This is a genomic window from Catenulispora pinistramenti (assembly GCF_018274385.1).
Taxonomy (GTDB): Bacteria; Actinomycetota; Actinomycetes; order Streptomycetales; family Catenulisporaceae; genus Catenulispora; species Catenulispora pinistramenti.
Genome location: NZ_JAAFYZ010000286.1, coordinates 1 through 11,729, shown reverse-complemented (window position 1 = coordinate 11,729; position 11,729 = coordinate 1). Strand labels below are relative to the sequence as shown.

General features: G+C 72.4%; 11 protein-coding genes and 1 pseudogene. 6 read left to right on the top strand and 6 right to left on the bottom strand.

The features are described 5' to 3' along the window. On the top strand, nt 1-1,041 hold a 1,041-nt coding region (locus tag KGQ19_RS43805; protein WP_212020722.1), incomplete at its 5' end, for an LCP family protein. 98 nt (nt 1,042-1,139) lie between these two features. On the opposite strand, the gene KGQ19_RS43800 is transcribed toward KGQ19_RS43805, so the two are convergent. The 5 genes from KGQ19_RS43800 to KGQ19_RS43780 form a co-directional block, all read right to left on the bottom strand. Continuing rightward, complete coding sequence (locus tag KGQ19_RS43800; protein WP_212020720.1) at nt 1,140-2,468, bottom strand: MFS transporter; 1,329 nt, start codon at nt 2,466-2,468, stop codon at nt 1,140-1,142. Between the two features lie 200 nt (nt 2,469-2,668). Next, on the bottom strand, nt 2,669-3,757 hold the full coding sequence (locus KGQ19_RS43795; RefSeq protein ID WP_212020726.1) for an NAD(P)/FAD-dependent oxidoreductase: 1,089 nt from the start codon (nt 3,755-3,757) through the stop codon (nt 2,669-2,671). Continuing rightward, nucleotides 3,742-4,251: an isoprenylcysteine carboxyl methyltransferase family protein gene (locus tag KGQ19_RS43790; RefSeq protein WP_212020718.1), complete on the bottom strand. Its 510-nt coding sequence runs from the start codon at nt 4,249-4,251 to the stop codon at nt 3,742-3,744. Before KGQ19_RS43790 ends, KGQ19_RS43795 begins: the two co-directional genes overlap by 16 nt. Further along, entirely contained in the window at nt 4,251-5,312 is a 1,062-nt protein-coding gene (locus KGQ19_RS43785) for a type III polyketide synthase (protein WP_212020716.1), read from the bottom strand. The genes KGQ19_RS43790 and KGQ19_RS43785 overlap by 1 nt, the downstream gene beginning before the upstream one ends. Nucleotides 5,313-5,398: 86 nt before the next feature. Continuing rightward, the gene (locus KGQ19_RS43780; protein ID WP_212020714.1) at nt 5,399-6,211 is read right to left on the bottom strand and encodes a UbiA family prenyltransferase; all 813 of its coding nucleotides are present in this window, start codon (nt 6,209-6,211) and stop codon (nt 5,399-5,401) included. 32 nt (nt 6,212-6,243) lie between these two features. Between KGQ19_RS43780 and KGQ19_RS43775 the strand changes: the two genes are divergently transcribed. The 4 genes from KGQ19_RS43775 (at nt 6,244) to KGQ19_RS43760 (ending at nt 10,236) form a co-directional block, all read left to right on the top strand. After that, nucleotides 6,244-7,302 carry a class I SAM-dependent methyltransferase gene (locus KGQ19_RS43775; RefSeq protein WP_212020713.1) on the top strand — a complete coding sequence of 353 codons (1,059 nt, stop codon included), beginning with the start codon at nt 6,244-6,246 and terminating at the stop codon, nt 7,300-7,302. Between the two features lie 75 nt (nt 7,303-7,377). Then, on the top strand, nt 7,378-8,169 hold the full coding sequence (locus KGQ19_RS43770) for a DeoR/GlpR family DNA-binding transcription regulator (RefSeq protein WP_212020711.1): 792 nt from the start codon (nt 7,378-7,380) through the stop codon (nt 8,167-8,169). Between the two features lie 89 nt (nt 8,170-8,258). Next, on the top strand, nt 8,259-9,311 hold the full coding sequence (locus tag KGQ19_RS43765; RefSeq protein ID WP_212020709.1) for a LacI family DNA-binding transcriptional regulator: 1,053 nt from the start codon (nt 8,259-8,261) through the stop codon (nt 9,309-9,311). 31 nt (nt 9,312-9,342) lie between these two features. Next, nucleotides 9,343-10,236 (top strand): carbohydrate kinase family protein, encoded by an 894-nt coding sequence (locus KGQ19_RS43760; protein WP_212020707.1) that lies wholly within the window; start codon nt 9,343-9,345, stop codon nt 10,234-10,236. An 84-nt stretch (nt 10,237-10,320) separates the two neighbouring features. Here KGQ19_RS43760 and KGQ19_RS43755 read toward each other — a convergent pair whose 3' ends face one another. After that, a complete protein-coding gene (locus tag KGQ19_RS43755; RefSeq protein ID WP_230420370.1) occupies nt 10,321-11,157 on the bottom strand; it encodes an SDR family NAD(P)-dependent oxidoreductase in 837 nt (278 codons plus the stop codon). 47 nt (nt 11,158-11,204) lie between these two features. Here KGQ19_RS43755 and KGQ19_RS43750 point away from each other — a divergent pair. Continuing rightward, nucleotides 11,205-11,729, top strand: a pseudogene (locus KGQ19_RS43750) (LuxR family transcriptional regulator); the annotation flags it as partial.

The following is an 11,729-nucleotide window of genomic DNA, read 5'->3' as shown; positions in this document are numbered from 1 at the left end:
GGGGGTGACGGGGGTCCGCGGCCGCCGAAGGTGCGGCGGTTCAGCTGGCCCAAGCGGGTGCTGGCGGGGGCCGTGGTACTGGTGTTGTTGGTCGGGGGATACGGGACGTGGCTCTACTTCCATGCCTCGGGGGACATTCAGCACGAGAACGTGATCTCCGACTATCCGGGGCGGCCCCCGGAGGGTAAGGGGACGAACTGGTTGTTGGTCGGCAGTGACAGCCGGGAGGGCTTGACGCAGGACCAGCAGGACCAGTTGCACACCGGGACCGGGGCTGTGACCGGGGACACGTCGCGGACCGACTCGATGATGATCCTGCACTCCGGGTCGAACGGGACGTCGCTGATCAGCCTGCCGCGTGACTCCTACGTCACCATCCCGGCGTGGACGGACAGCAAGGGCAATCAGCACAAGGAGTCGAAGAACAAGCTCAACGCCGCCTACGCGTTCGGGGACGCGCCGCTGCTGATCAAGACCATCGAGATCACGACCGGGGTGCACATCGACCACTTCGCCGAGGTCGGCTTCGGCGGCTTCGTGAAGGTCACCGACGCGGTCGGCGGGGTGCACATGTGCCTGACCCAGGGCCTGCACGACCAGCTCTCCGGCGCCGACCTGAACCCCGGCTGCCAGACCCTGAACGGGGCCCAGGCCCTGGCCTACGTCCGCGACCGCTACTCCGACCCGCTCGGCGACATCGGCCGCATGCAGCGGCAGCGCACGTTCCTGGCGGCGCTGGCGCACCAGGTGTCCTCCATGGGCGTGATCCTGAACCCGTTCAAGCTGGTCCCGGTCCTGGACAACTCGCTGGCCGCCTTCAAGGTCAGCGACGGCACCAGTCTGGGCGACCTGTACGACATGTTCCAGAGCATGAAGGGGGTCAGCGGCGGCAGCGGGCACACCATCGTGGTGCCGATCGCCAACGAGGACTACAACGTTCCCGGTGTCGGGTCCTCCATCCTGTGGGACAAGACGAAGGCCGCCCAGCTGTGGAGCGCGGTGATCAACGACACCACGATGCCGGCGTTCCCGGCGACCTGATCTGAACTACCTGACCCTGGCTGACCGACTGACCGACTGACTGACTGACTGACTGACTGACCGACTGACTGACTGACCGGGCGCGGCCGGGGGCGACCTCAGTCCACGACCTCGCCCGCCGGGACTCCCGGAGCGTCCCGAACATCCTGAACTCCCGGAGCCCCGTCGTCGACCTCGTCGGCGGCGGGGCTCTGAGCCGGCACGGCGGCCGATGCCGGAGCCGCCTCCACATCCAGCCCCCGCACCCGGCGGAAAGAAGTCGCCAGCAACGCGGCGTAGATCGCCGCGCACACCAGATAAGGCAGCCGCCCGCTCGACTCGGCCAGCGCCCCGCCGATGATGGTCCCGACCGTCCCGGCCGCGTACATCACCGTCTGGTACCCGCCGGTCATGCGTCCCAGCTGCTCCCGCGGCACCAGCCGCATCCGCGCGGTGGTCAGCGTGATGCCGACGATCAGCGCCGCGGCCCCGTCCAGCGCCAGCCCGAGCGAGATCTGCGGGCCGCTGTGCGCGGTGCCCAGCAGCACCTCGCCGACGATCCCGAAGGCCAGGCTGACCAGCACCGCCGAGGACGTCCGCAGCTTGGTGAGCCGCCCGATGGACAGCATGACGGCCACCGCCGCGATGTTCCCGGCCGCCAGCGTCCAGCCGAAGCCGGACTTGCCCAGCCCCACGGTGTGGGTGCCGAGTACCACGATCGCCGCGACCGATCCGGCCTGGGCCAGCGTCATCGTGCCGACCATCCCGGCCATCAGCCGCATCGGCGCGGAGCCGAACGAGATCCGCACCCCCTCCTTCACCTCGGCGACGAAGTGCCGGTCGGTGCGCTTGGGCCGGGGGCGGGCGTTCGGCAGCCGCAGGGTGGACAGCACCACGGCGGCGGCGACGAACGAGCAGGCGTCGATGAGCAGCGGCAGCTGGCGGCCGGTCGAGTAGAGCAGGCCGCCGACCCCCGGGCCGATCACGAACGCGATGATCGCGTTGGTGGCCCGCAGCCAGGTGTTGGCCCTGCCGAAGTGTTTGGGCTCCACGACGTCCGCGAGCAGGGCGCTGTTGGAGCAGGTGAACAGCGTCCCGAGCGCGTCGGCCAGGAACGCGATCAGGATCAGCCCGGCCAGCCCGATGTGGTTCCCGGAGACCAGCAGCGCGGCGACGGCGAACAGCACGGCCTGCGCGGCGTTGGTGGCGATCACCGTGACCCGGGCGTTCCAGCGGTCGGCCAGCGCCCCGGCCGGCAGCGACAGCAGCATCGGGGCCAGCCGCTGGGTGACGACCACGGCCGCGATCCCCAGCGGCGAGCCGGTGAGCCCGGCGGCCAGCAGTGGGAAACCGACGACGATGACGCCGTCGCCGAGCCAGGACACCGCCCCCGCGGCGAAGAACAACCAGAAGAGTCTTGGGAGCGGTACCTTCTCAGCGTCGGTCATGCTCCCCATCCCCCGTTGTCGGTGTCGCACGAGCGGCGACCGTCGACTTCGCGTCAATACCCTGGTTTGGTGACACTCGGTGACCGGGCGTGCCACGGTACGTCAATCTACTCTCAACGCAGGTTCTTGTGAACACTCGGGTGATCGCCGGTAGCCATCCGTCCGGGTGAATTCGCTTGACAAAGGCCTTGATCTGCAGGTCAGCCGGTGATGAGCCGCACCGCGCCGCCGAAGACCGCCGGCAGCGCCCCGGCCGCCGGCACGATGCGCGGTCCGAGCACCGGGTTGCGGCGCGCGGCCAGCAGAGCGGCGGTCAGCAGGTTCGAGCGCCGGGAGACCCGGTGCCAGCGCCGCTCGTACTCGGCCGGGCGGCCGGCGGCCAGGCACACCGCGAGCGCCCGGGCCTGGGCCAGCCCGACGCTGATGCCCTCGCCGGTCAGCGCGTCGACGTAGCCCGAGGCGTCCCCGACCAGCAGTACCCGGCCGCCCGGCGCCACCCGGCGGCGCACGGCCTGCCGCAACGGCCCGGCCCCGCGCACCGGCCCGGCCCCCTCGGCGCCCGCGAGCCGTTCGCGCAGCGCCGGGAACGCCGCCAGCCGCTCGTCGAACGTGGCGCCGGCCGGTCCGAGGATCGCCACGCCGACCAGACCGTCGTCGACCGGGGTGACGTAGGCCTCTGATGCGCGGGACCAGTGCACCTCGACGAAATCGGTCCACGGCGCGGTCTGGAAGTGCCGTCGCAAGCCATAGCGCGCGGGCCGGGCAGGCGCTGGGACAGCCGAGGCCGAAGCCGAAGCCGAGAGCGAGACTGAGGCCGAGGGGGCAGCCGAGGCCGGATCCAGGTTGCAGGCGCGGCGAATGGGGGAGTGCAGCCCGTCGGCGGCCACGAGGAAGCGCGCGGTGAGGCCGTCGGCTTGGACGCAGGCGGCGGACTGGCTGAACTCCGTGATGCGCTTGGGAACCAGTTCCACGCCGACAGCCTCGGCGCGCTCGGCCAGCGCGGCGTGCAGCACGGTCCGCCGGACACCGCGCCCCGGGCCGTTGCGGAACTCGGCATCGACGCTGTGGGTCGGATCGCAGTAGCGGATACCGCGCAGCCGCCGGCCGACCGGATCCACGCCGAGCGCGCGCAGGGCGGCCACGGCAGGCGGCATCAGGCCCTCGCCGCACGCCTTGTCGATCGGTCCGGTGCGGGGCTCGGCGACGACCGCGGACAGGCCCGCCTCGGCCAGGTAGCAGGCCGTGGCCAGACCGATCGGGCCGCCGCCGACGATCAGGACGTCGAACACAGCGCCCTGATCTCGCACCGCAGCCGCACCGTCAGCAGCGCGGCGTTCAAGACCGTGAACACCAGCGCCGTCACCCACGCCGAACCGGCCAGCGGCAACGCGAAGCCCTCCACCACGACCGCCACGTAGTTCGGATGAGCGAACCACCGATACGGCCCGGTCGCCACCAACGGCAGCCCCGGAACCACGATCACCCGGGTGTTCCAGCGCGGACCCAGAGTCCTGATGCACCACCACCGCAGCCCCTGCGCGCCGATCGCGAGCGCCAGCATCGGGATCCCGAGGGCCGGGATGAACGACCGGTGCGCGACCGCCGGCTCGATCAGGCAGCTGGCCAGCAGGCCGGTGTGCAGCAGCACCATCGGCGGGTAGTGCCCGCGGCCGGTCTCCACGCCGCCGCGCGCCAGGCTCCAGGCCGCGTTCCGTTTGCCCACGACCAGTTCCGCGAGCCGTTCGAAGCAGGTGGCGATCACCAGCGCGTAGTAGACGATCATCAGTCGCGGTCCAGCAGCAGCAGCTCGATGCTCACCCCGGGCCCCAGCCCCACGACCACCATCGGCCCCGGCCGCGCGTCCGGATCGGCCAGTTCCTTGCCCAGCACCTGCACGATCGACGCCGAGGACAGGTTCCCGGCCTCGGCCAGCGCGGCGCGTGCGGTGGCGACCCGGTCCTCGGTCAGTTCCAGCGAGTCGCGGACCGCGTCGATCACCTTCGGCCCGCCGGGGTGCACGATCCAGGCGACCACATCAGGGACCTGTAACCCGTGGTCGGCCAGGAACCGCTTGACCGCGCCGCCGAGTTCGCGTTCCACGACGCCGGAGAGCTCGGTGGTCAAGACGATGCGGAAGCCGTTCGGGCCGAGGCGCCAGCCCAGGACGTCGTGCGAGCCCGGGCACAGCTCGCTGCGGGTCGCCACGACGCGGACGCCGCCGCGCGCGGCGGGCTTCGTGCCGGCCCCGCGCACCACCACCGCCCCGGCTCCGTCCCCGAACAGCGCGCTCACCACCAGATCCGGCATCGTCGCGTCGACCAGCGGCACGTTCAGCGAACACAGCTCGACCGCCATCAGCACCGCCGTGTGCTCCGGCCACGCGAGTAAGTAGTCGTGGATCCGGGACAGCCCGGCCGCCCCGCCCACACACCCCAGTCCGAACATCGGCACCCGCTTCACGTCCGGCCGCATCCCGAGCCGCGGCACCAGCCGGGCGTCCAGGGACGGCACCGCCAGGCCCGTGACCGACGTGGTGACGAACAGATCGACGTCCTCCGGCGCCACCCCCGCCTGTCGCAGGGCGCTGTCGACGGCCCGGCCGCCGAGCTCGGTGGCGTGCTCGATGTAGACGTCGTTGCTCTGGTCTATCCCCTCAAGTCTTCGATAGCCGGTCAGCGGGAGCACGGTGTGCCGGGTCTGGACGCCGGAGTTGGCGGACAGCCGGTCCAGCAGCGCGCGCCGGGTCGGCGACAGCGTGCACAGGTCGGCGGTGGCCGAGGCCAGGTCGGCTTGCCGGTGCCGGTGGGCGGGGAGAGCCGAAGTGACTGCCGCGATGCGGGACACTTGCACTCCCTGTCCGGTCGCACGGAATTGCCGACGCGGGCGCGTCAGATACCCGGTACCCGGCGCGGTGCCGAATAATGCGCACCTCAGGACAGCGGTACACCCCCCAGCACGAACATCACCACGTCGATCCCGGCGATCGCGAGGGCGGCCAGGAACGGCGCGCGCCCCTCGCCGCTCAACCCGAGCCAGGCCAGCAGGGCCGCGACCGCGAACCCCAGCCACAGCCAGGGCGATCCGGACAGGGCCAGAAACCCCGAGGCGCCCAACAGGAGCAGGACGGCGATGATGCGGACGGCCCCGGCGCCGAACCGGTCGGCCAGCACGTTCGGCAGTCCCCGGACCCCGGCCACCCGGTCGCCGTCCAGGTCCGGCAGCGCGTTCGCCAGGTGCCCGCCGACGCCCAGCAGCGCGGCCGCGACGAGCACCGCGGGCCGGGCCGCCGGGACGCCGGGCGCGGTGCTGGTCGCGAACTCCGGGATCAAACCGAAGCCGACCGCGTACGCGACCCCGGACACCGGTGTTATCTTCAGCCCCGCGTTGTAGAACCAACCCGCCGCCATCTGGGCGACGTCCACGGTCCCGCACGCGGTGTTGACCGAGAACGCCAGCACCACCGACGCCGCCACCGCGACGACCGCCGCGGCCAGCACCGCCCGCTGCGAGATCGTCCCGTTCACGATCGGCTTGTCGGTGCGGCCGGCCATCGCGTCCCGGCCGGCGTCGAAGTAGTCGTTCGACCATCCGATGGACAACTCGCCGAGCAGCACCGCCGCGATCGCCGCCACCGGTCCGATCCCGTGCGGCGCGGCGCGCGCGATCAACGCCGCGAACATCGCCGTCACCGCCAGCGAGGGCAGAGGATGGCAGGTACGGAACAGTGCTTTGAGGATCGGCATCAAGTTCTCCTCGGAAGGGGTATGCAAGGACCATGCGACTGGCGCTGCGCGGCGGCAACCCTCTGGAGCGCCTGGCCCTGCGCGCCAACCTAGTCCCGGGCCCGGCCGCGGAGGCGTGGGGTGGCATGGCGACCTCCGGCGTGTTGGTGGCGGCGGTGCGCACCGGCGTGGTGGCCCGGCTGGCGAGCGGGCCGGCCCGCACGGAGGACATCGCGCGGGATCTGTGCCTGGCGCCGACCCCGACCCGGCTGCTGGTCGACTGTCTGATCGCGACCGGTCACGCCCGCCGGGCCCGCGACGGCTCGGTGCGGCTGGCCCGCCGCGACCGCCGGTGGCTGGATCCGGAGTCGGAGATGGGCATCGCGCGCTTCGTGAACGCCTGCGGCGACTACTTCGACTGGTGGCGCGATCTGGACCGGTTGATAGAGACCGGCGCTTCGGTGGAGCAGCACGACCGGGGACCCGATGACCCCTACTGGCGCCGCTACATCCTCGGCCAGCTCGACCTGGCCCGCCTGACCGCCCCGGAGGTGGCCCGGCGCTTGGTGCTCCCCGACGGCGCGGGCAGCGTCCTGGACGTCGGCGGCGGCCACGGCTGGTATTCGGCCATGCTGTGCCGGCGTCACCCGGGCCTGACGGCGACCGTGCTGGACCTGCCCGGCAGCGCGCGGATCGGCCGCGAGGTGGTCGACGCGGCCGGACTGGCGCACCGGGTGACCTTCGTCGAAGGCGACGCCCGCTCCGCCGACTTCCCGGACGGCCAGGACGCCGTGCTGTGTTTCAACCTGCTGCACCATCTCACCGGGGCCGAGATTCCGGCCCTGCTCAAGCGGGCCGCCACGGCCCTGAAGCCGGGCGGCACGCTGGCCGTGCTGGACGCCTTCGCCGAACCGCCGCGCGCCGGCCGGGCCCGCGGCAACGCGGCCGCCACGCACCTGGCCCTGTTCGTCCGCCTCACCTCCGGCTCGACCGTGCACACCCCGTCCGACCTGGCGACCTGGTTCCAAGCCGCCGGCTTCGCCGCGCCGCGCCGGGTCCGCTCCGCCCGGATCCCCGGCCTGGCGCTCTACCAGGCCTGGAAGAGTTGGTGAGCGTGTTACCGTGCGTTCAGCCGGCAACGGGCCGGCCGGGCGGCCTGGGCGCGTGAAGGGGACAGGGACTATCCGATGCTGGCAGCGCAGCGGCAGGCGCGGATCCTCGAAGAGGTGCAGCGGACCGGGGGCGCGCGGGTCAACGACCTGACGCGCCTGCTGGGCGTCTCGGACATGACCGTGCGGCGGGACCTGGACGTCCTGGACTCCCGAGGCCTGCTCACGAAGGTCCACGGCGGCGCCACGGTGCGCCGCGCCGGCTCCACCGACGAGCCGGCGTTCACGGTCAAGGCCGAGATGGAACAGCCGGCCAAGGACGCGATCGCGCGCAAGGCGGCGGCCCTGGTCCGCCCCGGCACCGCGATCGGCATCAGCGGCGGCAGCACGACCTACACGCTGGCGCGGCACCTGGTCGGGGTGCCGGACCTGACGGTGGTCACGAACTCGCTGCGGGTCGCCGACGTGCTGCACGCCCACGAGAGCGCCAACCCCGGCAACAACCAGACGGTGATCCTCACCGGCGGCATGCGGACGCCCTCGGAGGCGCTGGTCGGCCCGATAGCGGTCCAGGCCATCCGCACCCTGCACCTGGACCAGGTGTTCCTCGGCGTGTACGGCATGGACGCCGCCGCCGGCTACACCAGCCCGAACCTGATGGAGTCCGAGACCAACCGCGCACTGGTGACCGCGGCCCGGAACCTGGTCGTGGTCGCCGACCACACCAAGTGGGGCGTGGTCGGGCTGTCGGCGTTCGCCGGCCTCGGGGACGCCGCGGTACTGGTGAGCGACGACGGGCTGCCGGCCGAGGCGCGCGAGGTGTTGGCCGAAGAGGTCGCGGAGCTGGTGCTCGCCGAGCGGGACGGTTGAGCTTCAGGGGTCTGAGGACCGCCGCCCCCGCCGCTGCGTTGTCGCATCGTTATCCGTAAGTTGCAGAAAACTTGCTGCAAGAACTTTCAATGGTCGCCATGACCGAGAACACCGCGCTGCCCGCCACCGCCCGACTGGCGGACATCGCCGCGCACGCCAAGGTGAGCGAGGCGACGGTGAGCCGGGTGCTGAACGGCAAGGCCGGGGTGGCCGCGGCGACCCGGCAGGCGGTGCTGGCGGCGCTGGACGTCATGGGGTACGAGCGGCCGACGCGGTTGCGGCAGCGGAGCGCCGCGCTGATCGGACTGATCATCCCGGAGCTGGACAACCCCATCTTCCCGGCGATGGCGCAGGCGGTGGAGCGGGCGCTGACGCACCACGGCTACACGCCGGTGCTGGCGACGGTCTCGCCCGGCGGCGCCACCGAGGACGATCTGGTGGAGCTGCTGCTCGAACACGGGGTCGCGGGCATCGTGTTCGCCTCCGGGCTGCACGCCGACACCACCGCCTCGCGCGACCGGTACCACCGGCTCTCGGATCGGGGCGTGCCGTTCGTGCTGATCAACGGGTACGCCGAGGGCGTCGCAGCCCCCTTCATCTCCCCGGACGACGCGCTGGCCGCCCGGCTGTCGGTCACCCACCTCGCCGATCTCGGGCACGAGCGGATCGGGCTCGCGGTCGGGCCCAAGCGGTATGTGCCGGTGATCCGCAAGATAGCGGGCTTCACGGCGGCGCTGCGCGACACGCTCGGCGAGCAGAGCCCGGCGGACTTCGTCGAGTACTCGCTGTACGGCTTCGAAGGCGGGCGCGCGGCGGCGGCGAAGCTGCTGGACCGGGGGTGCACGGGGATCGTGTGCGCCTCGGACATGATGGCGCTCGGCGCGATCGCCGAGGTGCGGGCCCGCGGCATGGCGGTCCCGGGGGACATCTCGGTGGTCGGGTACGACGACTCGCCCCTGATTCCGTACACCGACCCGCCGCTGACCACGGTGCGCCAGCCGGTCGCGGCCATGGGCGCCGCCGCGGTGCGGGCGCTGCTGGAAGAGGTCGGGGGCGGCCACGCGCCGCGTACGGAGTTCGTGTTCGCGCCGGAGTTGGTGGTGCGCGGGTCCACCGGGTCCGGGCCGCGGGTGCGCCGGTAGGTTTCCTCTTCGAAGACGGGGCGGGGCTGCGATGTCGCAGGATACTGAGTTCGACGTGCTGGTGGTCGGCGGCGCGGGGATCGACACCATCGTCCGGGTACCGGAACTGCCGGTGCCGTATGCGGATTCGGTGCTGGTGGAACCGATCGAGTCCTACGTCGCGCACACCGGAACGGCCGTCGCCCTCGGCGCGCGGTCGCTGGGACTGCGGGTGAAGTTCGTCGACTTCCTCGGCGAGGACACGTTCGGCGAGCAGGTACGGCGCCGATTCGAGAGCGAGCGGCTGGACTTCTCGTGGCTGCCGTCCCCGGCCGGAACGGTCCGCGCGGTGAACCTGGTGTCGGCCGACGGACGCCGCATGTCGTTCTACGACCCGCGCGGCGTGCCGGGCCGGCGGATGCCGGAGGGCTTCTACGAGGGCTGGCTCGCACGCTCGCGGCACGTCCACGTCTGCATAGCCGACTACGCGCGCCATGTACTGCCGGTCGCGCTCCGGCACGGCGTCACGATCTCGACGGACCTGCACGACTGGGACGGCGTCGCGGAGCACCACAAGGACTTCGCCTACACCGCCGACCACGTGTCGATGAGCGCCGCGAACCTCGGTGCGCGCCGCGACGCGGTCCTCGCCGACGTGTTGGCGCACGGCCGCGCCCGGACGGTCGTGGCCACCGACGGGGCCCGCGGAGCGTACCTGGCGGTGCGGGGCGTCGAAGGCGTCCGGCGCTTCCCGGCGGTCACCCCGCCGGCGCCCGTCGTGGACAGCAACGGCGCCGGCGACGCGTTCGTGGCCGGGTTCGTGTCTGGGATGCTGCGCGGCGTGGCTCCGGAGGAGTGCGTGCGCCGGGGCTTGGCCGCCGGCGCTGTCGCCTGCACGGTGCATGGGACGGCGGAGCGGTTCGCCGCCGAGAGCGACCTCGGTTGAGGAGGCTCTCGGCTGGCTGGGGCTGCGCGGATCCAAGGACCCTGAGCAGATCTAAGGACCCTGAAGAGATCTAGGAACCCTTGTTTACGCTCCCATCGCCCGTCCCAAATGCTCCGTCGCGTCAAGCCCCGCCCCCACCGCCGCCAGCTTCGCCCGGACCGCGTCCACCGCGTCGCTGCCCAGCACCAGGCGCAGCGGCGGCTCCTTCCACGTCAGCACCTCCAGCACCGCCTCAGCCGCCTTGGCCGGGTCGCCTTCCTGGGTGCCGTCCGCGGCCGGCAGGTCGTCGCGGACCGCGCCGGAAGTGGTGTCGTAGTCGGCGATCCGGGTCGCGACCGTGCGCAGGGCGGTCGGCGAGGCGAAGCCGGTGCGGAAGGCGCCCGGCTCGACGATCAGGACCTTGATGCCCAGTGGGGCCACCTCGCCGGCCAGGGCTTCGCTGGCCAGTTCCAGGGCGCCCTTGGCCGCGCTGTAGGCGCCGACGCCGGGGAAGGACAGGAAGCCGCCCATGCTGGTCAGCTGGACGACGGTGCCGGACCGGCGGGCGCGCATCTGGGGCAGGACCAGGCGGGTCAGGTCCAGCGGGCCGAAGAACATCACTTCCATGGCGTCGCGCAGTTCGGCTTCGGCGGTCTCCTCGATCGCGCCGGTGATGCCGAAGCCGGCGTTGTTCACCAGGACGTCGACGCGGCCCGCGGCCTCGACCGCGCGGCGGCGGGCGGCGGCGTCGCTGACGTCGAGTTCGAGCACTGTCACGCGGCCGTCGGCGGAGGCCGCCAGCTCGGCCAGTGTCTCCGGTCGCCGGACGGCGGCGACCACCTCGTCGCCGGCGGCCAGGGCGGCGTGCACGAAGGCGAGGCCGAAGCCGCTGTTCGCTCCGGTGACGAACCAGCGGCGGGGAGTGGGTGTCGCGTCTGTCATGCCGTCTATCTTGCGGCAGGCCCAGCTGGCCGCGGTATGGCCCGAAGGTGGAATATCGGGGAGTGACCATCGCGCTGCCCGGCCCCGCGCCGCGTCCCCGACCGCTGCCCGCCGACGAGCCGCTGAGCCCGGAGGACTACCGCCGGGTGGTCGGCGTGGTGGAGGCCGTGGACCGGGCCGCGGACCTCGCCGAGTTCCGGGAACGGCTGGTCACGGCGCTGCGAACCTGGTTCGGCTATCGCGGTGTCACGGTGCTGCACGGCGACACCGCCGCCGACGCCGTCGTGAACGGTTGCGGGGTGTTGGCCGGCTACTCCGCCGAGTTCCTGGCCAGCTATGACGCCGAAGGCTGGGTCGGCGAGGACCCGTTCCGGGCCGAGGACTTCCTGCGGCGGCTGCCCGAGGCCGGAGTGCTGCGGCTGACCGACGTCGCCGCGGGCTCGCGCTTCCTCGACCAGTTCCTGCAGCCGCGCGGCATCGCCGACAAGGCCGCGATGCTCGTCGACGCCGGGCCGTCCGGGGTGCTGTGGGTCGGGCTGGCGATGCCAGGCGGCCAGGGGGCGGGCGAAGTG